Origin of the sequence: Paenibacillus sp. FSL R7-0198, from assembly GCF_038000415.1 — a bacterium.
GTDB lineage: Bacteria > Bacillota > Bacilli > Paenibacillales > Paenibacillaceae > Paenibacillus.
Window position 1 is genome coordinate 6302684 of record NZ_JBBOCB010000001.1, and the last position, 23000, is coordinate 6325683.

Annotated in this window: 32 protein-coding genes; 28 read left to right on the forward strand and 4 right to left on the reverse strand. The window is 39.4% G+C overall.

Translation table 11 applies throughout. From position 1 onward, the window contains the following. Positions 1-33: 33 nt before the first annotated feature. The 5 genes from MKY87_RS27755 (at position 34) to MKY87_RS27775 (ending at position 3694) form a co-directional block, all read left to right on the forward strand. Positions 34-495 (forward strand): NUDIX hydrolase, encoded by a 462-nt coding sequence (locus MKY87_RS27755; protein WP_340966996.1) that lies wholly within the window; start codon positions 34-36, stop codon positions 493-495. Positions 496-722: 227 nt separating this feature from the next. Then, entirely contained in the window at positions 723-1265 is a 543-nt protein-coding gene (locus tag MKY87_RS27760; protein ID WP_340966998.1) for a GrpB family protein, read from the forward strand. A gap of 210 nt (positions 1266-1475) precedes the next feature. Beyond that, positions 1476-2126, forward strand: coding sequence for a DUF4304 domain-containing protein (locus MKY87_RS27765; RefSeq protein WP_340966999.1), 651 nt, complete (start codon positions 1476-1478; stop codon positions 2124-2126). A 180-nt stretch (positions 2127-2306) separates the two neighbouring features. Further along, positions 2307-2960: a lysozyme inhibitor LprI family protein gene (locus MKY87_RS27770; protein WP_340967000.1), complete on the forward strand. Its 654-nt coding sequence runs from the start codon at positions 2307-2309 to the stop codon at positions 2958-2960. Between the two features lie 242 nt (positions 2961-3202). Next, positions 3203-3694 carry a GNAT family N-acetyltransferase gene (locus MKY87_RS27775; protein ID WP_091031695.1) on the forward strand — a complete coding sequence of 164 codons (492 nt, stop codon included), beginning with the start codon at positions 3203-3205 and terminating at the stop codon, positions 3692-3694. 170 nt (positions 3695-3864) lie between these two features. Here MKY87_RS27775 and MKY87_RS27780 read toward each other — a convergent pair whose 3' ends face one another. Beyond that, positions 3865-4152: a hypothetical protein gene (locus MKY87_RS27780; protein ID WP_340967001.1), complete on the reverse strand. Its 288-nt coding sequence runs from the start codon at positions 4150-4152 to the stop codon at positions 3865-3867. 153 nt (positions 4153-4305) lie between these two features. Between MKY87_RS27780 and MKY87_RS27785 the strand changes: the two genes are divergently transcribed. From MKY87_RS27785 to MKY87_RS27860, 16 genes are all read left to right on the forward strand, one after another. Next, positions 4306-4527, forward strand: coding sequence for a helix-turn-helix domain-containing protein (locus MKY87_RS27785; RefSeq protein ID WP_179086413.1), 222 nt, complete (start codon positions 4306-4308; stop codon positions 4525-4527). Positions 4528-4652: 125 nt separating this feature from the next. Further along, on the forward strand, positions 4653-5114 hold the full coding sequence (locus tag MKY87_RS27790) for a GNAT family N-acetyltransferase (RefSeq protein ID WP_340967003.1): 462 nt from the start codon (positions 4653-4655) through the stop codon (positions 5112-5114). Positions 5115-5287: 173 nt separating this feature from the next. Beyond that, positions 5288-5788, forward strand: coding sequence for a hypothetical protein (locus MKY87_RS27795; protein ID WP_340967005.1), 501 nt, complete (start codon positions 5288-5290; stop codon positions 5786-5788). Positions 5789-6118: 330 nt separating this feature from the next. Next, a complete protein-coding gene (locus MKY87_RS27800) occupies positions 6119-6331 on the forward strand; it encodes a helix-turn-helix domain-containing protein (protein WP_340967564.1) in 213 nt (70 codons plus the stop codon). Between the two features lie 367 nt (positions 6332-6698). Further along, a complete protein-coding gene (locus MKY87_RS27805) occupies positions 6699-7226 on the forward strand; it encodes an HAD-IIIA family hydrolase (protein ID WP_340967006.1) in 528 nt (175 codons plus the stop codon). An 87-nt stretch (positions 7227-7313) separates the two neighbouring features. Beyond that, a complete protein-coding gene (locus tag MKY87_RS27810; protein ID WP_338593975.1) occupies positions 7314-7715 on the forward strand; it encodes an NUDIX hydrolase in 402 nt (133 codons plus the stop codon). Positions 7716-8013: 298 nt separating this feature from the next. Further along, a complete protein-coding gene (locus tag MKY87_RS27815) occupies positions 8014-8541 on the forward strand; it encodes a YfiT family bacillithiol transferase (RefSeq protein WP_340967007.1) in 528 nt (175 codons plus the stop codon). A gap of 33 nt (positions 8542-8574) precedes the next feature. Then, positions 8575-8970, forward strand: a complete 396-nt coding sequence (locus MKY87_RS27820) for a VOC family protein (RefSeq protein WP_340967009.1) — start codon at positions 8575-8577, stop codon at positions 8968-8970. 127 nt (positions 8971-9097) lie between these two features. Then, the gene (locus MKY87_RS27825; RefSeq protein ID WP_340967010.1) at positions 9098-9652 is read left to right on the forward strand and encodes a helicase; all 555 of its coding nucleotides are present in this window, start codon (positions 9098-9100) and stop codon (positions 9650-9652) included. Positions 9653-9694: 42 nt separating this feature from the next. After that, on the forward strand, positions 9695-10351 hold the full coding sequence (locus MKY87_RS27830) for a DUF4367 domain-containing protein (protein WP_340967011.1): 657 nt from the start codon (positions 9695-9697) through the stop codon (positions 10349-10351). A 34-nt stretch (positions 10352-10385) separates the two neighbouring features. Next, the gene (locus tag MKY87_RS27835) at positions 10386-11114 is read left to right on the forward strand and encodes a metallophosphoesterase (RefSeq protein WP_340967012.1); all 729 of its coding nucleotides are present in this window, start codon (positions 10386-10388) and stop codon (positions 11112-11114) included. After that, on the forward strand, positions 11111-11593 hold the full coding sequence (locus MKY87_RS27840) for a DinB family protein (protein WP_340967013.1): 483 nt from the start codon (positions 11111-11113) through the stop codon (positions 11591-11593). The genes MKY87_RS27835 and MKY87_RS27840 overlap by 4 nt, the downstream gene beginning before the upstream one ends. Before the next feature lie 73 nt (positions 11594-11666). Next, entirely contained in the window at positions 11667-12152 is a 486-nt protein-coding gene (locus MKY87_RS27845; RefSeq protein ID WP_445669440.1) for a phosphotransferase-like protein, read from the forward strand. A gap of 5 nt (positions 12153-12157) precedes the next feature. Next, positions 12158-12646: a DUF5662 family protein gene (locus MKY87_RS27850; RefSeq protein ID WP_340967014.1), complete on the forward strand. Its 489-nt coding sequence runs from the start codon at positions 12158-12160 to the stop codon at positions 12644-12646. Positions 12647-12735: 89 nt separating this feature from the next. Next, on the forward strand, positions 12736-13671 hold the full coding sequence (locus MKY87_RS27855; protein ID WP_340967566.1) for an acetamidase/formamidase family protein: 936 nt from the start codon (positions 12736-12738) through the stop codon (positions 13669-13671). Positions 13672-13720: 49 nt separating this feature from the next. Further along, positions 13721-14302 (forward strand): HAD-IA family hydrolase, encoded by a 582-nt coding sequence (locus MKY87_RS27860; protein ID WP_340967015.1) that lies wholly within the window; start codon positions 13721-13723, stop codon positions 14300-14302. Positions 14303-14316: 14 nt separating this feature from the next. Here MKY87_RS27860 and MKY87_RS27865 read toward each other — a convergent pair whose 3' ends face one another. Further along, positions 14317-14766, reverse strand: a complete 450-nt coding sequence (locus MKY87_RS27865) for a DUF1569 domain-containing protein (RefSeq protein WP_340967016.1) — start codon at positions 14764-14766, stop codon at positions 14317-14319. Between the two features lie 276 nt (positions 14767-15042). Between MKY87_RS27865 and MKY87_RS27870 the strand changes: the two genes are divergently transcribed. The 7 genes from MKY87_RS27870 to MKY87_RS27900 all read left to right on the forward strand — a co-directional run bounded on the left by MKY87_RS27870 (position 15043) and on the right by MKY87_RS27900 (position 19999). Continuing rightward, the gene (locus MKY87_RS27870) at positions 15043-15699 is read left to right on the forward strand and encodes a class I SAM-dependent methyltransferase (protein ID WP_340967567.1); all 657 of its coding nucleotides are present in this window, start codon (positions 15043-15045) and stop codon (positions 15697-15699) included. Between the two features lie 44 nt (positions 15700-15743). Continuing rightward, a complete protein-coding gene (locus tag MKY87_RS27875) occupies positions 15744-16571 on the forward strand; it encodes a methyltransferase domain-containing protein (RefSeq protein WP_340967017.1) in 828 nt (275 codons plus the stop codon). A 34-nt stretch (positions 16572-16605) separates the two neighbouring features. Beyond that, positions 16606-17538: a hypothetical protein gene (locus MKY87_RS27880; RefSeq protein WP_340967019.1), complete on the forward strand. Its 933-nt coding sequence runs from the start codon at positions 16606-16608 to the stop codon at positions 17536-17538. 96 nt (positions 17539-17634) lie between these two features. Continuing rightward, positions 17635-18441 carry a phosphotransferase family protein gene (locus MKY87_RS27885; RefSeq protein WP_340967020.1) on the forward strand — a complete coding sequence of 269 codons (807 nt, stop codon included), beginning with the start codon at positions 17635-17637 and terminating at the stop codon, positions 18439-18441. Positions 18442-18621: 180 nt separating this feature from the next. Next, positions 18622-19068: a GNAT family N-acetyltransferase gene (locus tag MKY87_RS27890; protein ID WP_340967021.1), complete on the forward strand. Its 447-nt coding sequence runs from the start codon at positions 18622-18624 to the stop codon at positions 19066-19068. Positions 19069-19113: 45 nt separating this feature from the next. After that, complete coding sequence (locus MKY87_RS27895; protein WP_340967022.1) at positions 19114-19437, forward strand: hypothetical protein; 324 nt, start codon at positions 19114-19116, stop codon at positions 19435-19437. Positions 19438-19474: 37 nt separating this feature from the next. Then, on the forward strand, positions 19475-19999 hold the full coding sequence (locus MKY87_RS27900) for a GNAT family N-acetyltransferase (protein WP_340967023.1): 525 nt from the start codon (positions 19475-19477) through the stop codon (positions 19997-19999). A 452-nt stretch (positions 20000-20451) separates the two neighbouring features. On the opposite strand, the gene MKY87_RS27905 is transcribed toward MKY87_RS27900, so the two are convergent. Beyond that, a complete protein-coding gene (locus MKY87_RS27905; protein ID WP_339784402.1) occupies positions 20452-21417 on the reverse strand; it encodes a sugar ABC transporter substrate-binding protein in 966 nt (321 codons plus the stop codon). Continuing rightward, on the reverse strand, positions 21410-22999 hold the full coding sequence (locus MKY87_RS27910; RefSeq protein ID WP_340967568.1) for a response regulator: 1590 nt from the start codon (positions 22997-22999) through the stop codon (positions 21410-21412). The genes MKY87_RS27905 and MKY87_RS27910 overlap by 8 nt, the downstream gene beginning before the upstream one ends. Between the last annotated feature and the right edge of the window lies 1 nt (position 23000).

The window sequence follows — 23000 nt, forward strand, 5'->3', positions numbered from 1 at the left end:
GGCTAATTGCATAGAAGCAGGGAGGACATATTAATGATTAGAACAGTTTCACTTTGTGTTATCCGAAGAGGGGAAGAACTACTGTTAGAAGAGTTTTTTGATGAGGATGTAGGAATAACTTATTATCGACCTATAGGGGGAACCGTTGAATATGGAGAAAGTAGCAAAATCACCGTAATTCGTGAAGTCAAAGAAGAAATTGGTGCAGATATTTCAGAACCTATCTTGATTGGTGTAATTGAGAATATATTCAACTACCAAGATCAAATTGGACACGAAAATGATTTTATTTATGAGGCTGAACTTATGAATAGATCACTTTACGATTTGAAAGAAATAGATGGAATAGAAGGAAGTAAACCCTATAAAGCAGTATGGAAACCACTTCATTATTTTAAGGGGAACTTGACAGTAAAACTGGTACCAGATGGGTTACTAGAGTTGCTTCAAGACGGAACAGATGGAAGATATATTAAACACTTAAGTAAACGATAGCTTGAGGGGATTTGAAGAAGAGGGGGCGTATAACGTATTCACTCTGCGTGCTAACACCTTATGCCCGGCCGAAGTTATGAGCAGGAAAGTGAAAACAGCCGGACAACCCTGTGAGCATAAGTCTGGCGACCCGTTCGCTTCGGTCACTTAAGACTCTCGGGTTCGTAGATACAGGAATGTTATCTAAAATATTCGTAAATACTTTATTTTTGGGGGGCATCTCAAGGATGAGTGAAAAAACAATAATTATTGAAAATTACAACAATGAATGGCCTGAAATGTTTTCTGATCTAAAATCCATCATAGAACAAAGACTCGGGGATCTAGTACTTAGAATTGAGCACGTTGGTAGTACCGCAGTACCTGGACTAGCGGCAAAACCTATTTTAGATATTGATGTAGTAATTGATTCTATGGATTTGCTTCCAGATGTAATTCAAGGATTAGAAAGTTTAGGTTACTATCATGAAGGGAATTTGGGTATTGAGAACAGAGAAGCTTTTGCAAGAAAGGATGCAAATGTGCCTTATAGTATAGTAAAAATACAGAAACCTGAACATCATTTATATGTTTGTAATAGAGAGAGCAAAGAGTTATTAAGACATATATCCTTCAGAGATGCATTAATTAGCAGTCCCGAATTTGTAGTCGAATATGCCAATCTAAAGAAAGAACGTGCTATTAAATATAGAGAAAATCGTCAGTCTTATACGGATGGGAAGACCGAATTTGTAAATAAAGTACTTAATGAATATGGAAAGAACTTGTAGGTTGCTCAATGGGACTAAAATATCCGATAGCAAATTAACCACGCTGCAGGGGCTAATGCCCCTTGGTCTGTTAAAGATATTTCGCGGAACTCGTATCAGACAGACAACTCCTACGATGCTAGGTCTTCGACCCAGTCGCTGGTGCTCTTTAACCTCTCGGGTTTGTGAATAAAACAACGTTATCGAAAATCTCACAAAGGATATGAAAACGTGAATACTAAAGATTTTAGAAAGCTAATTAGGGTGTATTTTGCTCCAAAACTACATGAGGTTGGGTTTATGGGAACCGATCATCATTTTGTTAAGACAACTGATAATCACTTTATTTACACTCTGGTGATTCAGGCAGATAAATCCGGTGGATCTTGTGTTATGGAGATGGGGGTACATCTAGATTTTCTCCCGAATTCTATTGGTGAATTTAAGTCTTCGAATGAAATCACGACCTATGATTGTGAATTCAGAAAACGTCTTGATAAAAAAGCAAATTGGTTTAAGAGATTTTTTACAGTGGAGCGTGAAAGATGGTTTCAATACGGAGAAACAGACGAGGATGCAATAGTTACTATAGATGAAATGACACAGTTATTTTTGGATCAAGGAATGAGTTATTTTTCTCAATTTAATAATCCTAGGATGATTACATCAATTTCATTGGCCGAGATAATAGCTAGATCTAAGAAGATTGAAGATTTTGGAGCTCCACTTGATTTAAGGCTGGCTTTGTTAATTGCACGAACACATAAATTTCTAGGTAATGATAGGGACGCGAAAGATTATGCTCAATGGGGATTAAATAATATTGGGGAAGCAAAAGGACTTATTAAGGACTTTGAGGCCATAGGTCTAGGGAGTTTCTAACATCATATCCGTGTTTCGGCGCCTAAAGGCTCCTCGGTCTGCCGAAGGGGAATAGCAGGGGAGTGTATCCAGCGGACACATCCGTACCGACTAACCGATCCAGGCCGCTCCCATTGGTCGCTTAAGTCAGTGAGACGTCGTGGGTACAGTAACTTTATGCGCATTAAAGGAGATTAATTTATGAAAGGTAAGATACTCTTCTTATTATATATTACAATAGTGTTTTCATCTTGCCAAAATAGCAGTCAATCGACTACCTTGAACAGCGAAACTAAATCAATAATGAATTCTGAACTGCCTCCTGATGTAGTGAGTAGAGGTGATGAAACAGAATCGAAAGAAATAACTGAAGGTCAATCAGATGCTTCTAACAATGAAGTGTTATCCATGAGCATTGGGAACTATGAATTGAAAGGAGAATTTTATGATGAAATGCTTCGAAATTCTATAGATCATGATTATGAAGTGGAATTTAATGAGGCTCAAAATTCAAAAGAGATTATTACAACAATGGGATGGGGGGCATTGGAAAGCAAATATACAGAGATTTGGGATAAAGAGTTGAATCAAATATATAAAAAACTTCTTTCTAAGTTGGATGAAGAACCAAGAGAAGCACTAATTGAATCGCAGAAAGAATGGTTACAGTATCACTTAAAGGAAACAAAATTTGTAGAGAAGACATTTATTAATAATGGTTACCTTGGATCAAAAGGATCGGTAAGCCTAGGCACGGTTATACGGGAGAGAATTAGGGAAAGAACAATGCAATTATTTGAATATCAATATTTGTTAGATGGTGAAGTTGAGTTTTTATACCAAAGTAAAAAATAGAGTTGGAATCTGGATCAAAGGTTTTAGGTGATGCTTGGAAGAGAGTAACGGGCATAACTGTATTCAAGTCGCGGGAATACCACGCCTTGGTCGCCTGCGAAGTTTCGATAACGTGAATCCAGACGACACATTGATTTTACTTAAGATAAGAGCTATCTAAGGGGAATCAAAGTCAGGAATGGACATACGTTAGGTGAAAACGCGAAGTGCATTGAAAAAACAAAAAGGAGTTAGATGCAAACATGGAATTAAAACTTGTCCGAGTAAATCCTGAAGATAAAAGTATACTAATCAATTTATATGAATTGTACGAGTATGACTTCAGTAAATATACAGGTCGAGATATAGATAGGAACGGAAAATTCGAAGTAAACATAAATTATTATTGGGAAGGCGACGAAAGATGGAATCCATTTTTTATAGAAGTAGCAGGTAAACTCGTTGGTTTTATAGTAGTCCTTTTTGAGAATATGGATACTGATCCAGATCCGACGCATGTGATATACGATTTTATGGTTTTACAGAAATACAGAAGATCGGGCATAGGTCGTAAAGCAGCAATAGAAGCATTTAAGATGTACAAAGCGAATTGGAAGATTTCGCAAATGGAGAGCAATCTTCCGGCAAGGACATTTTGGAGAAATGTAATAGAAGATTTTAAAGGAACTAACTACACTGAACACTATGTACAAGATCGAAAAAAATATATACAAGAATTTAGTACAAGAAATTAAAAGCATTTAATGAAAACTAATTCAGTACGGCATCGTCTACCATCATATTTACCTGCGGACCGGCTGGTACCTATCCTAGTCCGCTCGAGGCATTCCAAGGAAGTGGCTCGGCTACGGGTAGGTTATACGACAGAATCAAAAACAATAGAAAAAGAGGGTCATATAACCCTCTAAATACTAGAATTCTGCAATTCACTAAATAGTTGTAGGGCATCTTTGAAATCTTGTATGTAGATACTTCTTTCTAGGATGGATTGGAGTGAGATTTGTGCGTCTTCGTAAAGAAAAACTGTATGTTGAAGTTGATCGGGCAAAGCATCACGAAGTGTTTTAAAATATTCATCTGTCTCAGCAGAAAGCTGAGTGTACTCCCTATGACACTCCAGAAGCTTAGTATAGAGCAAATCTAAACGTATTCTTATCAGTGGTTCTGTTAATGATTCTACAGTATTAATCATATTTAGTTCCTCCTTCAATTAACTCTATAAAGTTATTATATGACCTCTTAGAGTTAATTGCAAGGTGAATATTTGACTTTGTAGAGTTAAAACTTCGCTTTCTGTTGATGATTGCTAATATGAAAGATAAGATAGAATTACGGAGGGGAAAAGATGAACATAATCAAGTGTAATATACGAGAACTCATGGCAGAACATCGAATAGATGATATAACAGAATTGATGGCAAAATCGGGCTTAAGCCGGAATTCGATCAATAAACTCTATAGGGAAACAAATATAGAAACAACAAAGCTGGAAACCTTATTCAAGCTATGCGATACATTTAATTGTAAATTATCTGATTTAATTGAATACGTACCAGGAGAAAAATAAATAATGAAGGTCAATTCGAGAAGCGATTCAGTCCTATAACATAATATTCAAGCATTGCTCCTTCGGAGCCTGGGGCTGCGGATGGATTTCGAGAAGAGTTTCAGCAAACATCCCCTTTGGGGTTCATGAATATAGAAACGTTGTCCAATACTCTCAATCAAAACAACAAGCATAGGAGCAATATTATGACAATCATTTTCAAAGAATTAAAAGACATTGATACACACGCAATTCAAGAACTGTTTCACTCGGTGGACTGGAAATCAGGAGATTTCCCAGAAGATCTTAGACAAGCAATAAACAACTCGCATACGGTTATTACTGCATGGGATGGTACCAAATTAGTTGGCTTAATAAATGCATTGTCTGACGGAGTGATGACAGTATATTTTCATTACATGTTAGTACACAAAGAATATCAATCATTAGGAATTGGTAAGAGAATGATGGAACAAATGCTTAGTCGATATTCTAATATCAAAACAAAAGTGCTTATATCTTATGATAGTGCAGAAAAATTCTATGGATTATTTGGATTTAAGCCAGAAGAAGGAACTAAAGCCATGTTTATTTCAGATATGGTATAGCAGTTTAAGTTTATCAAAGAAGTTGGTAGAATCAGATGAAAACACGTTAATACGTAGGGGCGTCGGCCCCTTGGTCCGAAGGAAGTTATATGCTCCTTTAAGGTGGTGGGACGTCATAAACACAACAACGTTATGTAAAACCATATAAAAATTTATAGAATGGATGAATTTAAATGGATAATATAGCGCTAAAAGGCTGGATTGATACACACAAAATCATAGACCGAACCTTGAAAGGTTTTTGGGTAGCATTTAATAACTACATAAAAGAATCCCTTGAAGAAATTGATTTGTTTTTTAATGAATTCAATATAAAAGATATTAAAGCTTCAATAGATACGATAGAGCATAAAACCATTTTTCATCCTGATTATCAGATTGCAGATAGCCTCTATTCTCAGCAAGTTATATCTACATTAGATATTTACTACATCAATGAAAGAATAGGCTATTATAGAATGTTCTTTCATACCAATGGGGAATGTTTTGACGATAGCCTAGTGACAGAATGGACAGGCTGGTACATCACTTTAAAACTTGAAGCACTAACTGAACTTCAAAAGGAAATTAAAACTGAACTAGTGAAGAATAGAGTTGAAGAAGACAAGATCGAAAAAATTTACGATTTAATAAGTAAACAAATTTCTAAAATCAAAGATCAAATCCATAAATAATTGCAGATAAAAATTACAAAGAAGAAGTAGCATCACATAACATAATATTCACGTTTCTATCCACCTGGCTCTCAATTGGATGATATATTTAATTCATTATGTAATTGAAGAGTATCCTTAACACCTGTAAATAGATTTCACGTTCTAATATTGTATGAACAAAAAGGTCTGCGTCATCATAAAGAAATAGAGTTCTACGCATGTCCTGAGGTAAAGCTCATGTATCCTTTTGAATTAAAGATTCCGATCAAATGAGAATTGATTATTGATGGAGTTGTTTTTGAGAAGGTCGCTATACAAACCTTCAATTCGGAAATGAAGGGGTACCAAATGATAAGTTATAAACCATTTCAAAAATTATTAATTGACAGGGATATTAAGAAGCAGGATTTATTGAAAATGACGGGGATTTCATCGGCAACGATGGCAAAACTTAATACGAATGAGTATGTATCGTTAGAAGTAATCGATAAATTATGTACGGCATTGGGATGTCAGCCTGGAGATCTATTGGAGCATATAGCAGATTCGAAACTAAGTTGAAGAAGAAAATAATATGTTAGTCAAATCAGAGAATCGATTCCGCCGTATAACATTATATTTATGCTGTGGCTCGTAAAGGAGCCATAGTCTACTGGAAATGTATTTTATGGAAGCGCTCCAGATTACATATTTAAAAATGAACGTCGTGAGTACGGGAACGTTTTGTGAGATTATCGCTAATGTTAGAAGCAGGGAGGAATAACAGTGGTTTGAAGACAAACTTTAGCTAGATTTAGAATCAATTCTTAGATGTTTTCCAAGAGATAATCTTAATGTTGGTTTCGAGTGGTGATTACAGAAATATTATCGTAAAGCTTAGTGAAGGTGTATTTATAAATGATCAAAATCCGATAATTGGAGGTTAATTATGAGAGCATTCACTGTTGAAGCAGTTTTTATCGATCGTGATGGAACGATCGGTGGTTCAGATGAAGTCCTTTACCCGGGGGAATTTGAATTATTTCCATACACTAAAAAATCTCTGGAAAAATTAAAAACACTTGGAATTAAACTGTACGGATTTACGAATCAGCCCGGTATTTCAAGAGGTGAAGCTACAAAAGAAGTATTTGTAAGAGAAATGATAGAATTTGGCTTTGATAATGTTTTTATATGTCCGCATCAACATACTGAGAGATGTGAATGCCGCAAACCGAACCCAGGAATGTTACTTGACGCTGCTAAGAAAAACAATTTAGATTTAAGTAAATGTATTGTAATTGGGGATCGATGGTCTGATATTTTAGCAGGTCATCATGCTGGATGCAAAAAGATATTAGTTTTGACTGGAGCAGGGAATGAAGCTTTAAATAAATACAGACATAAATGGTTAAACACAGAAGCAGATTTTATTGCAAGTGATTTCGAAGAAGCAGTTAATTATATTATTAGTTAGGAAGGAACGATTGAAGCGGACCTAAGATAGGAACTATCTAAGATAAGATATATTTTAAAAAAAATAAATATAACAGGAGGAATTAGCATGAAATTTATTGTTTCTGCTAGTGTAATCGTTCTCAATGAACATAATGAGATTTTACTCATGAAAGGTCGAAGAGGTTGGGAAATGCCTCAAGGTTGTGTTGAAGAAGGAGAGACTATTAGGCAGGCAGCGGTTCGAGAAGTGAAAGAGGAAACAGGGATTGACATTGAATTAATTAAATTTTGTGGTTTGTATCAGAACATAACGCGTGGCGTATGCAACAATATATTTACTGGAAAACCGATTGGTGGATCTTTAACTACCAGTGATGAAAGTGAAGAAGTGGGCTACTTTACTTTAGAAGAAGCTGGGCAAATGATAACATGGGGAAATTTCTATGACAGAATTCATAATGCATTAGATGAGAAAAGCCATCCTTTTTTGATTGAATTTTCAGAATAAGGTCACTCATTATGGTAGATTGTACCTTAAAGTTACTCCTATCTTGGTTGGTGTTGTTCTAGACAAACACCATTCTACCCAAGATAGTGGCGCTTTCTTATATGATTGTATCTTCGTAACTCAGGTTTAATTGCGCTAGTTTTCTAATCCAAATACAGATATGAGAGTAGTTTAATATAAGGAGCAGCCTGATAACGAGGTTGCTTCTTTTTTGCTTTTACACTTCGCAAATGGAACATTGTGGGTTATATTGGATATGATTTGGTTCTATAGTAGAGAAATGGAGAGGCGGTCAACTTTGGATGAAAATGTACGCTTTCCGATAGGACACTTTGAGCCAATTTTTAAATTCTCTAATGAGGACCGAATCCACATCATAAGCCAAATTCCCGGAATTACGAAAACCTTAAGAGAGACTACAGAACATCTCAATGATGATCAACTTTGTACTCCTTATCGTGATGGCGGTTGGACAATCACACAGATTGTGCACCACCTTGCGGACAATGACATGAACGCTTATATCAGATTTAAGAGAGCCTTGACTGAAGAGGAACCGATGGCAAGCTCATATCGAGAGGATTTATGGGCATCTTTACATGATTACAGGAAAACACCCATCGAAGATTCAATTTTGCTGATGGAGATACTACACAAGCGATTTCTCACGCTGTTGTATGGTTTACATCCCGATCAGTTTAGACGAAAACTCCGTACAGAAGTGTTAGGTACAATTACACTGGATATCGCGATTCAAAGATTTGTATGGCACGGTCAGCACCATATTGCTCAAATTAAATCTTGTATCACATCGCAGAAGTGCTAGGTCTTATACACATCTCAAGTATGGAGGTAACATATGGGAAATGGAAGGATCCTGGGCATAGCGTATAATGTAATTCCAGTGAAAGATTTAGAAGTGTCAGCCGCCTGGTTTGTAAAACATTTTGGATTTAACATTCGCCACCAACGCGAAGGATATTTGAGTTTATTTCGGGGTGATCGCCCAATTTTGGACTTGATCCAAAGCGATAATGAAACACGAGCGACATTTGAAGTTCATCAGAAAAAGAGATGGGTCATTACATTTTTTACTGATGATATTGGTTCTTTACATGACTACTTAACATCAGAGAATGTGAAAGTAGGGGCTGTTAGTGATGAGGGACAGTATGGGAAGTTTTTTGTGTTAGAAGATCTGGACGGTAACTTATTTGATGTGTGGGAACACCATAATTGTGAATTGAATTTCTAATGAAGAGCCTTGGTATGCTGCTATCATTTACCGAGGATATGTATGTAAACGGATTCAGAAATAGGTGAGCGACTGCATTCGATATATAAAGTCAAATAGAAGTGAATCTAGATTAGGGGGGATACGGATGTTGATTGAAGATGAGAACGTATACCCTGACTGTTCAGTTGAAATAAGAACTGTAGACATTGGCGGCTTAACAAAGCCACAGCTTATTCAGAAACTGGATCAATACTCTATTTCATTGAATAAATATGGAGAACAGTTATTAAATGATGAGAGATTTATGGTTTCCAGTAGAAAGCAAAGCTTGCAAACGGTTGAGTTAACCGTCAGACAACTTGGATTTTCGGATGGTGCTACGACTTTTCAGCTATTTCGAAGAGCAAATGATCTTGGGTTGGAATGTTGTCCGGTTGAGTTAGGACCTTATCTAAGAATGCAATATTTGGATCAGCCCGAGATATGTTCTACCAATATTTCAGACGGTTACAAAGCTCCGTCCGGCTCCATTACTATAGCATCTGAAGCCCTTACGGAGGATAACGATTTTCCAAAAGGTTTTTATCTCAGACGAATAAGCGACACGTTATGGTTACGAGGATATCTTGCCGACCATTTGCATATTTGGAGCCCTCATGATCGCTTTATCTTCTGTAGGGCTCAGCTTTCTATTGTATGAAGATCAGAAAGGTATTTTTGAAAGCAAAGGAGTGAAGGACCAATGGATATCAAAAACAAAAGCGGAGATGTGCTTGGAAAAATTCAAATTGAATCCTTACGCAATGATAATGCGATTGACCGGATCGTCATTGACTTAAAGCCTGGTGAAGGGAAGGCGATATACACCGCAGATGTTACAGAGAACCAATTCACGCAACAGACCAATTATGCAGCTATTCCATGGGAAGACGGTTTGGAACAATTGCAGAAACATTATTCTCCATGGCAGCCGAAATTTCCGATTGATTCTGATATAGATGCCATTCATGTATTTTATGGATTTGATAATTTAACTCCGCAAGAAATTGATGAAATGATTGAAGAAAGTAACAGGTCAGGCAGAAATGTAGTGATACGAGACCTGAAGTCCAATAAGAAGGTTGTGGGCATCAGCATTACGTATAAAGAATACGGTGGTTATAAACTTAATATTTTCGGGACAACGAAGAGCCGGATCGCATTGCCTGATCATGGTGGTACTACGGTTAAGGAAACAGGCATACGTGGCGTCCAAGCATTTTATATTTCCGATAATGAAAATTCCCAATTGATATGGATCGAAGAGGATGTGCATGGAAAGGCACTGCAATACGAGATCATTGGCAGAAACATGTCAGAAGATCTTGTGATGAAGATTGCGAAGTCAATGAACGGATAAATTTTATATTATAACTGTTCTAAAAGGAGTTTCTATGAATCGGACGATAATGATTAGCGATATTCATGGCTGCATTGATCCATTTAATCAGTTATTGGATGATATCAATTACAATTCGAAATATGATCAACTAATTTTGCTCGGTGACTATGTGGATCGAGGTCCTAACAGTAAAGAAGTGGTCAAAGAGGTTATCAGATTAGTAAAAGAACATCATGCGATCGCATTAAGAGGTAATCACGATCAACGATTTGTTGATTTTATAAATGAGGGAAGTTCATTAATTAAAGCCAAGTTTATTGAACATGGAGGGCTTCAAACACTTCAGAGCTATTGTAATATTGAAGGGGAAATTTCTGATGAAATGTTGGACCAAGCGAGAGAGTCAATAAAAATAGATTACGGTCATCATATTGATTTTTTGAGTGAATTACCTCTATACCATGAGGATGAGACACATATTTACGTTCATGCCGGATTAAACCCTGATTACATAGAATGGTGGAAACAACCAGATCATGATTTTATGTATATCAAAGATAAATTTATTCATCATACGTTTACCAATCTGCACAAAAAGATCGTCTTTGGCCATACAACAACGATAGACATTCATGGATCTGCGGATGTTTGGTTTGGTGAAGACAAGATAGGCATTGATGGTGGATGTGCCTATGGAATGCAACTGAATTGTTTAATTTACCAAAATGGTTCTTACGTAACTTCTGATTCAAAGTTTAATCTGAGTGAGGTGCAACGATGAGTTACAAAGCTATTCTCATAGACCAATTAAATGCCTGTTATCATGACAAGAGCTGGTTTATACCGCTTCATGATATTTTGACAGACCTCAATGCGGCGGAAGCCTCTTATGTAAAAAATGAGGGGGAACATTCCATTTGGGCGATCGTAAATCATCTTATTTTCTGGAATGAGAAGTGGCTTGAGAGATATATTGCCGAACAGGTCGACGGGCAGTATTCAGTGAATAATGAGGATACATTCGAGATAGATCCGTCTAACTTGAATGATGTGGAGTGGGGCAAGACATTACATAGACTGAAAACCGTCTTTGGTGATTGGAACAGGGCACTTGAAGATAGTGAAGAACATAAGTTGACCCGTGAAATCCCTTCCTATTTCAACGCGCCATGGTGGGAAGTTGTATCAAATCTATGTATTCATAATGCCTATCATATTGGCCAGATCATGCTGCTCAAAAAATCAATGAAACACACGTAGTACATGCTGTATTACGTTTATAAAATTATACTTAAGTAAGGAAGATGACTATCATGGAAAAAGGCAAAATTATTTGAACGGTGTAACTAGCTCTGGTAAAACTTCAATTGTAGAGGCGATGCAATCATACGATGATCCGTTTTTCTATGTGGTAGCTAATGATCTTTTTGAAAATACAATCGGAGATAAACATCTTCAGACGGATTACTGGAAGTATCTGAGTGAAGCGATTGTAATGATGTATCATACGGCAAAAGTATTTTCAGACCATGGAAAGCATGTTCTGATCGATGGCATTCTTGTGGAAAGACCAGAGCTCGTGCCGCATTATGAACAAGTCAAACAGATTTTTGAAGGGTATCCACTGGATATCGTTGAGTTATATTGCCCCCTCGACATCTGCCGTCAGAGGAACATTGAACGTGGGGATAGAAGAGAAGAGCAATCGGATGAGCAGCATCAAATCATGGCTTCCGACATTCAGTATAGTTTCTCGGTGGATACGAGTGTACATACACCTGAAGAATGTGCCGAGATGATTATTGGAGCACTGCTCTAAACACAATGCTATGGGAGTTGGTGACCATTCGTTCCGCATACTGGAGGTATTTTCTATATGTTGTTGAGCATAATTTGAACGTGCTGATCGAATGTTGGCAAGAAGGTCTGTATGTGCAAGGTCTAATTCATGATATATCCAAGTTCTTTCCGCAAGAATTTATTCCCTATGCAATTCATTTTTATTCAGAACAGAAGGATGAAGAAACCCATCTAAGATGGAAGAACGCATGGCTACATCACCAAAATCATAACAAACATCATTGGGAGTATTGGATTGTGAATAGGAATACAAAAGAAGCTCTGCCCATGCCTACGAAATATCTGATAGAAATGGTATGTGATTGGAGGTCTTTTTCAAGAAAATGGGGACGTAAAGTGAAAGATTCTAATCTGGTAGAACGAATGATAAATTCACAAGATATTATTTTACATCCAGTGACGAGAGAAGAGCTTGAAAAGTTATTTATTAGAAAGGATGAGAAGTTCATATGATCATTGAAGCAGAGCGTTATTGCAAATAAAGATACTCGATACCGTGATAATTAAGCAAAAAGCTGAATTCAGAAACTGTGGAGGTTATGATGACCGTTCATACGATAGAATTAACTAAGGAAAATCTGATTGGTTCATTTACCAATGAGGTAACTCCCATTTTGAGCGTGAAATCTGGTGACTCTATTCGTTTTCAGACGCTGGATGCGGGCTGGGGGACGGGTGCGAGTTATGCCGAACGCATGAAACCTTTTGATCGACAAGGTGAAAAAGATGGAGGTCATGCATTAATCGGTCCGATCTATATCGAAGAGGCGAAGCAAGGACAGACGTTGGAGATTGTTTTCAATGAGATCGTGCCCGGGAGATACGGGTTTACTTCCGCTGGTGGATATCCGAACTGGCAGAACCAGAAGTTACATCTAACAGAGGTTGAAGAACTGTCGCTGAATTGGACACTTGATCGTCAAACGATGAGTGGAACTTGTGAAATACACGGGAAATCCTTTACGGTGTCTCTCTCGCCGTTTATGGGAGTAGTGGGAATGCCACCAGAGTCACGAGGGATTCATACGACTTGGCCGCCTCGCTATTGTGGAGGGAACATCGACTGCAAGGAACTGTTGCAGGGAAGTAAATTATACTTACCGATCCCCGTAGACGGAGGTTTTCTCGCGATTGGTGATGGTCATGCACGGCAGGGAGATGGTGAAGTCAGCTGTCAGGCCATTGAATGCCCAATGGAGCTTGTCGATATCACGATCAACGTGATTGATGATATGATTTTGACCAATCCTCGAGCACATACGCCGTCAGGCTGGCTTACCTTCGGTTTTCATGAAGATTTGAATGAGGCTACCGTTCAAGCATTAGACGGCATGTTAAATCTGATGGGTGAGTTGTACGGACTAGATCGAGTGGAAGCGATTGCACTTGGAAGCGCGGTAATTGACCTGCGTATCACCCAAATTGTGAATGGAGTGAAGGGTGTGCATGCTGTCCTTCCACATGATGCTTTTAAGTAACTTGAGGCCTGTTATACGTCGTATTAGATGAACTTTGGGGGTCGATAAAATGAAAGGCAGGCCACAGATCGTTTTAGATATCGCAGGTGTTTTGTTAAGTAATATGTCGCTGACGTGCTGGAAAGATATGATTCAGGAAACCAACCTATCCGCAGAATCTTTGAAAGTACATTTTGCAGGAATCAAACGAAAGCTCTGGACAGGAATGATGAGGGAAGAAGAGTTCTGGCAATCGTTGAAGGAGATGTATCCCGAATTATCAATAAGCCGAGCGAAAGACATCTTATACAATTCAATTGTTCCCTTACCAGCCGCTCAATACCTTGAGCGATGGAGTGAGTCCGCCGATATCCATCTGCTCAGCAATCATTGTAAGGAATGGATTGAGCCGAATCTGAGCCGTTTAAGCTCATTTACCAAAAGTGTAACCATCTCTAATCAAGTGGGTTTATGCAAACCTGAGATTGAGATATACCAACGGGTCGAAACCTTCCTGGTAGCTGGAGAAGAGGTTCTATTTATAGATGATCAGGAGAAGAATATGCATTCTGCTAGTCTACTCGGTTGGAAGACTTTACTGGCTGACGAAGAAGGAGATTGGGTTAATGAAGTTGAGTCATTGCTAATTTAGACGGTACATAACCGCTAAACTCCAAATTGCTTGAGATGATGATCTAAATGTTTGTATATGCCTTTACCCCATTGCTCGGCTGTTAATTTTCCGAAGAAGGGATGGGGGTGGCGGGAGAATTTTTCTGAAGCACCTTGTTGAAAGATATTAATCTGCTGCTTAAGCTTTTCTTTTTCTGCCATAAACTGTCGTTGGTCATCAATAATGATTGTCGGGATCGTAGACATATTATGGGGCAAGGGCTTGTCATTATAGAACATTGGTTTTGCGAACCGTCCTATAAGTCTCCCAAGTAATCCTCTAGGTGGAAAAGCATTTCCTAAAGGGATATCATGAAATGCTGAACAGTGAGCCAGCATCTGAGAGACCTGCATCGTGCCCCATTTAGGGATGTAATTTTCACTAAGTTGATCCATGCGCTCTGTAATTTCAGCAGCATTTATCGTATTAAATATACTTTTCACAAGAACACCCCAGTCCTCTAGAATATAAAATTTGAACTTAAACGATCCTCATTCTCTTATTGAAAGGTTTATCCTCTTACTATCAAGAATAATAAGATATGGTAAGTTTAGTCAATGTATTATGGGAAAATCATAATTGAAATGGGGGCTACTGAAATGGAAAATAAGGAAACGTTTAATCTCGTAACACATGAATATGAACGATATAGACCCGTCTATCCGAGTGAAATGTTTGATGATATTTTTACATACCTGAATCTTAATAAATAGGATTCCATTCTAGAGATTGGCTGCGGAACGGGGCAGGCCACTGGCGGATTGGTGAGCAAGGATTATACTAACATCACGTGTATTGAATTAGGCAGCAACTTGGCACAGTTCACCGCAGACAAATTCAAGTCATATCCATCGATTCAAGTAATCAACACTTCCTTTGAGAACTGGAATAACGAAGGAAAGCGATTTCAATTGGTTGTGTCCGGAACGGCCTTTCACTTCATTGATCCAGAGGTTGGTTACCGCCGAGCTTGGGAATTGCTAGAGAATACAGGCGGCATTGGACTTTTCTGGACAGTTCATGTACCGGTCTATGACCAGCTGCACAATGAAATTCGTTCACACTACATAGCATTAGCCCCTCATCTGGATGATTCTCACTATCCTTCGCCAGATGAAGTTATCCAGGAGCGTAAAGAAATAACAGAAAAATCCGGCTTGTTCACGGATATTGAGGTTAAGGAGTATAACTGGATACAGACTTGCTCTAGCGAAGAATATGTCGCTTTATTAAATACAAATTCGAAGCATCAACAGCTGGCTGAGGATGTTCGGCGCTCACTTCTGGAGCGAGTCAAAGATTCCATAGAGATTGCAGGTGGAACGATAGAGAAACAACATAAGGTTGCTCTTTTTCAAGGGAAGAAAAAGGTCTAAGAATATATGTTTTCATTAATCTACTGAAGAACAGGAGAGAATATATGAGTGATCCGCGTTCAACATACAGTATCCAAACGGCAGTGTTAAGTTTACAAGAGGAATTAGAGAGGTTAAAAATACAGGCGGTAATGGGGTGGACCAAAGAGTTCCGAAATCTAGAATGGTATGGTTTGAAAAATGGAATGCGAGTATTGGAGGTCGGAAGCGGACCAGGTTACATTACAGAGCAATTATTGAACAGTTTGCCAGACAGTGAGCTTACCTCACTTGAGATTGATCGTTCACTGCAAGCACAAGCCAAAGAACGGCTGAAAGATATTCCTTCCAAGCGATTGCAATTTGTAGAATCTTCCATCTACCAGATGGATCTGCCTGTTGATTCTTTTGATTTTGTCGTGGCGAGACTGATCTTTCTTCACTTGAACAATCCTGACGAAGCTGCACAAGAGATATATCGTGTACTGAAGCCTGGCGGCCGTCTTGCCATTATTGATGTGGATGACGGCGTTTTTGGAGCAGTGAATCCTGATGTTCCTGCTTTACATACGGTATTAATGAAGATTTCGGACTATGTGGCACAACACGGCGGTAATCGTTTAATTGGTAGAAGTCTGCCGCGTCTCCTTTCTGGGAACGGATACATCGATGTTGACATTGATTCTGTCCTTCAACATAGTGATCTGTTAGGTATTGAAGGGTTCAAGCAGCAGTTTAATCTTAATCGTTTTGTACATTTTGCTGAAAAAGGTGTGATCAGTTCGGAGGAATTTGCTCAGCTGCAACAAGCTTCTGAAGCGATAAATCATTCGCGGGAAGCCTATGCCATGATGAATTTCATTACAGCTTGCGGCAAGAAGCCATTGATATAGCTGAATTGAAACTAATTAAGGACGGAGGATGGGGATGAATATCGTTCATTCTTTTCAGGAATTAGTAGTTCGAGGGGATCATCAGGGTATGATTGAGTTACTAAAAAACTACGAACAATCCAGGAAGTTGTCTGTTAATGAACGAGGCTGGGTCTACTGGAATGTTTCCGACGGTTATGCCTTGTTAAGAGAGCCGGAACTGCTTTATGCCAATCACCGGGCATTCTTCGAATGGGGGAAAGAAAATCTCGCTCCGGAGCAGTTACACTGGATTGTTTCGGATTCAACACAAGCGTTGTCATTATCTCTGGGAAACTACTTTGACCATTGGATGGATTGGTACCAATATGCTTGTGATCATGCCCCGAAGTTGGATACCAACCGAGGTGTTCGATTCGAGAGCCATCGGGCTTTGGGTGGTTCGCTTTGGGTTTTGAAGAGATACAGTGAAATGGACAGTGTGCTTGAAAATATGAACCAACTCATACAAGAAGATGAGACATGGTCCAATATTCTTTTTTTCCGGATTACGTACAACAAACAGCGTCTGGCCTATCTGCATCATGTTGGGGAGGTTAGAGAAGTAAATCTGCTTCTGGATGAAATGCTGAATTTGATAAACAAGATCGACTGGTCAGCATTAGATCAAATAAAAAATCAGGAACTTGTAGGTAGCTGGAGACAATTGAATTCATCCAGTAACTCACAGAGAGATGTTCACATCGCGATGAACAATCTGGCATGTATTTTGACAGATATTGAAAAGGTAGAGGAAAGTGTGGGGTTATTCAGACGGCTACAGGACAATGGATATGCTTTGAATGGGTATGCTTTTTCTAAATATGTCTGTTCGGTCTGGAAGTCAGAGGGGGTTGAAGCTGTTAGGGAAGTGTTAGGTGCCAATAAATCTTTTGAAATCGCTGAACTGATTAAACATAGCCCTATGCTTTCAGAGATCGAAGATTAGGTTTGAGGTTGTCTAAAAGAGGACTGAACTTCAAGGACTAAGAAGGAAGGAATGCATGAAGTGAACCATGACATCTTGTTAAACAGATTTCCGAATGTGAACATTGTTAAACTAACAGGTGGTTATACCAATACGACCCTTTTACTTGAGGGAACTGATCCGCAGATGATTGCTAAAATCTATCATGTAGAAAATACAGATGCAAGGACAGAAATAAGCGCGCTAAGGTTGTTAAATCATTCTGGCGTGACTCCGCGAGTGCATGATTGCTTTGAAAAAGAAAACTGGCTGTATGTTATGATGGATTACGTTCCAGGAATAAACGCACAGAGGCTACTGGATCAAGATGGACGTGACCAAGGCAGGAAAATTTATGAGCAACTTGGTATATATCTCGCCAGAGACGTGCACTCCATCAAACGATATGATTGCGAAGCAGAGTTGCCACTCATAACGAAGTCCGCTATTGATGTGGAGGAACTTGAGTTTGTACCCTCCCGAATCAAAAGCATGGTAAAAGAAGTGTTGGACATTTCCGATCATGGGAAGCAAACTCTGATTCACGGAGATTACGGACCACATAATGTCATATTATCTAACGATTCAATGTTCATTTTGGACTGGGAGTGGGCTGGATGGGGCAATCCATTGTTTGATATCGCATGGGTGGTGTGGTTTGTGCATCTTCATTATCCTCACATGGCAAAGGATCTGTCAGAAGTCTTCTTAAATGCATATACAGAACGTACAAATATTGAAGTAACAAATGATCTAATTCGGGCATACTCCACATCCAAAGTAATACAGATCATGAACCGAATCAAGAATGCTCATCCAGATGTACATAGGGAATGGCTGAGCAGATTAGAATGGACACTGCAAGCGAGCTTTGGCAAGGCTTAATCATGAAATTTTTTTGAAACGCTGAAATATACGTGAGAGGAGTGATGTGATATGAGAAACAATACGAATCTGAGTAGAAGGAATAAAGTTGCCGGAGGTGTTTTTGTTTAGCGCAGAGGACCCAAGGAAGTCTTCAGTGGGATTCCTCTGTGTAATTTTCAAGAGGAGGAATTTCAAACTATGATTCATTTAAAAAGTGTGTCGGTGGATAACTGGTATGCATGTACTCAACTGAATGTAACGGAAGAGCAGAAAAAAAGTTTTCCCGCGCCGGTTGTATATTGGATTGCTGAATCCAAGGTGGTGACCGATTTTCACCCCATGGCCATCTATTATGATTCGGATCTGGTTGGTTTTGCTGTGTACTCAGATAAGCCGGATCATGAGGATAACTACTGGCTTCTTGCTCTAATGGTAGATACAAAATATCAGGGCAGAGGTTATGGAAGAGAAGCGCTTAGGAAGTTGATTGATCTAATGAAAGAATCGCTGAACTGCAAACGCATCATGATTGGACATAGGCCGGAAAATAGTATCGCCGGGAATTTGTATGAATCACTTGGTTTTCAGAGAGTAAGTGAAGGGCTGATTGATGGCGAGTTCATTCGGCTTCTAAGATGCAAGTAGTGCCAAAACACACGCAATTTGGATTGTAAAGGAGGTAGCTTGTCTTTGAAGCATGTACACATTATTTTCTCATTACTCTTTATCATGTTAGGAATTGTGATTATTACAATTTCGAAAATGATTGAAGAGGTGATTCCCAAGCTAGGGTATGCAGCATTCCAGTCAGCAGCAGCTGGCAGTTATGATTCGAGTGCTTATCAAGTGAATTTTGAACTGAATTATTGGATAGGTGCGATATGCATTTTGGGTGGAGTTATCTGTTTATTAGCCAGAATGAATTGGGTTCAGAACTCCATCCGTGAAATGAATATAAGAAACAAAGCGTTTGATGAAACTCATAATTATGACGACACAAGAGAACTGAAATAGGTTATGATATGACATAAAAAAGAAAGGGCAGATTGATATGATTACATTCCAATACTTTGAACCGGAAGATTTTGAACAACTAATCGAGTGGAGTGGGGATGAAGCATTTCTGCTCCAGTGGGCCGGCCCTCAGTTCCATTATCCACTTTCCAGAGAGCAGCTATCGGATTATTTGCATGGTGCCAATGATAAGGACACTTCAAATAAGTTCATTTATAAAGTGATGGATGAATCGACTCAGGAGATTGTGGGCCATATTGCTCTTGGCGGTATCGATCGATATAATCGTTCAGGGCGTATCGGTAAGGTGCTACTTGGCAAGCCATATCAGGGTAAAGGTTATGGGAAGCAAATGATCGATGAGGCACTTCGAATTGGATTTGAAGAGGAGAAGTTACACCGGATCAGTCTGGGCGTATTTGATTTTAATGTCTCAGCCATCCGATGTTATGAAAAAGCGGGCTTTGTACAAGAGGGACTTATTCGTGATGCAAGAAGATATGAAGATACCTTCTGGAATCTTATCGAGATGAGCATTCTAGAAAACGAATGGAAAAAATAACTTCTCAAAAGGGATCATATACTTGAAAGGAGGTTCTCCCACTCTTCATGCTGAGCATACTGAAAAAGCTGACTTTTTGGTTTGTTATTTTCTCGCTAACCGTATGTTTCATTAATCTATCAGGAAATGATGATAAGAATATTCTGATTTACCTAACGAATCCTATAAATCCGTTGCTGAATGACTGGTTGACCAAAATAAATACAAATCCAGAGACGAACTCATTGTTCAGGCCGTTAATATACTTGTTACATTTGATTTTTTGGGGCGGAGTGGGGTTCATCCTGGATCGGCTCATTATGAAGCTTAAACGTAAAGGATAGATATGAGCAACTCTCAGAAAAAGGTCATCTTTCATGAGAAACCCTTCGATGAACGGATGTAATAACTACGTGTACGAAAATTTAAAAGGGGATGTCCTCCTGTCATCAGAATGACAGGAGGACATCCCCTTAATTAATTGCTTCCTGGTTTATTTCAATGATCCCCGTATCAATAAATTCCTTCACAGGCACACCGTCGCTAGCGAGTAACAGGGTCTCCATCATTTTGGCACCCCAGACTCCTTCATTCTGCGAAATAACGGCAGACAATTGACCGTTGAGCAACCCGTTTTCACTGGTTGGGCTGTCACCGAACGCGATTAAATGCCGGTTAAGGCCTTTTGCTTTCCAGATCAGGGTAGAGGCAGAGACAGAAACAAAATCGAGCCCGATAATCGCATTGAAGTGAGGGTGAGCTTGAATCATGTTCTCCATATCGGACATGGCTTGATCTTCATTCCCTTGATGATAACGAACTTCCAAGATTTCGATGTCTGTTTCACTGCGGATATAATCAATGAATCCATTAAGCCGCTGTTGCAAACCTTGCATCTCCTCCAAGCCATTCTCGACAAGAATCATGCCTTGATTATGCAGAAGTCTTGTAGTCGTCATCGCGAATTGCTGGCCGGTACGATAGTTATCGGCGCCCACATAAGCGATTCGGTGACTGGATGGAACATCTGACTCAAATGTAATGACCGGAATACCCGCAGCTTGGGCTGCATCAATAACGGGTGTAAGTGCAGCAGCATCCACAGGAGATATAGCTATCCCGTCCACATGCTGTTTAATCATATTCTCCATGATACGGATCTGTTGTTCGGTGTTGGCTTCATCAGGTGCGTTTACAATTAACGTGATATTGTGTTTCCCTGCATACTCCGTTGCATCCTTCGTGATCATCTCATAGGTTGGATACGTCATTGGATAGATAATACCAAAAGTTTTGCTCGCTGCAGATTTCTCTACAGGTGAAGTTGCAGGAAGTGTTGCAGCCATCTGCTGTGGGCGAATGTGTGCCGAACCGGATGAAATGATCATCGGGAACAGCAGTATTAGTGTAAGTAAAAGTGCAAATCTGGCTTTATTCATACATGGGCTCTTTTCTCATATCTGCTGGTCTGGCCTGTGATTCCACGGTTCCTTGAGTGCGGTATTCTCTTGGTGTAAAACCTGTTGTTTTCTTAAATATATTGGAAAAATAGTGAGAGTCGTTGTAACCAACTTTATAAGCAATCTCAAAGGTTTTGTTGTTGGTTGTTTTCAGCAACTCCTTGGCTTTACCGATTCGAATCTGGGTTAAATACTCCGTTATCGTTTGACCAGTTTCCTGACTGAAAATCTTGCTTAGATGACTTGGACTGATTCTGACGTGTGCAGAAATCATCTTCAACGAGACCTGTTCGTTATTGTATTCACGGGATACATAGGCTTTCACCTGATCAATAACATCACTGTATTTTCCGGAGCACGCGGCTCTTCTCTGCCATAACAGGTTAAGCAGGGAACACAGATACTGGGTACAATCCTCCCAGCACGTGATCTTCCGGATCGTCTGCTGCAGGGAAGTAATATTCTCATCCGAATGGTCACTCATGCGGAACAGCTGATTTGCAAGCCGAAACGACTCCAGCGTAAGATCATTCAACAGATAGAAGCCATACGATGAGGACTTCCAGTCGAAGGACTGTAATGGAGCGGCAAACTCCTGCACAAAATGGTCACGCAGATTGGGGCTGCCGATTTTGAGAAATTCAAGAAACGAATTCCTGTCGAGAAAAAGAGTTGTTTGCTCATCCAGGTTAATTTCACGTAGAGAAGCTCTGTTCTGAAGGGTGAGCCGGTTAATATATTTATCCTCCTCCGCTTCCAGATACGAGACATGAATTCCTTGCAGACGCTCCTGTTGACTGCCAATGCCCAGAATAATATTACAGTTGAACATATGCTCAAGCTCCATACGAACCCGCCCGCGAAGCTGCTCCAGATATACGGATATGCTGTCATCGGAGTGATACTTAAGCAGAAGCACGAGCTCTGTCCGGCTTCGAATATAAGGAAGAAGTTCAACGTGGGGATCACGAGTTTCCTCCAGTATGGGAATCAGCTTCTTCATCAGGGATTCTGAATCCCGGGATTCATCTGTTAATCGAACGTCGATAATGACAATCGTATAAAACCTGGCCGAGAGAGGAAGTGAGAGTTGTTTGGCTGATTCAATCGCATCGGTTGTACCGATGAGTCCTCCGCACAGATCGGCCAGCAGTTTTTCTTTGGTGATCGTCCGGTTTGTCATGCGTTGATGTTCTTCATCCATTTGTTTGCTGACCTTATGCAGCATTTGGATTAGCTCTGCTGCACTAATGGGCTTTAGACAGTACTCGGTCACACCAAGACGGATGGCCTCCTGGGCATAGCTGAATTCATCATGACCGCTCATGATAATGATTTTGATATCAGGTTGTTGAGTGCGAACGATGGAGGTCAGTTCCAATCCGTTCATAAATGGCATTTTGATATCCGTAATCAGAATATCCGGAGCCCATTCATGAATTAAAGGTAACGCAAGCTCGCCGTCAGGTGCATCCCCGCAATAGTGAAAACCTTCCTTTTCCCAATCAATGCAGCTCCGTATATTTTCCCGAATTCCAATTTCGTCATCCACGATCATCACC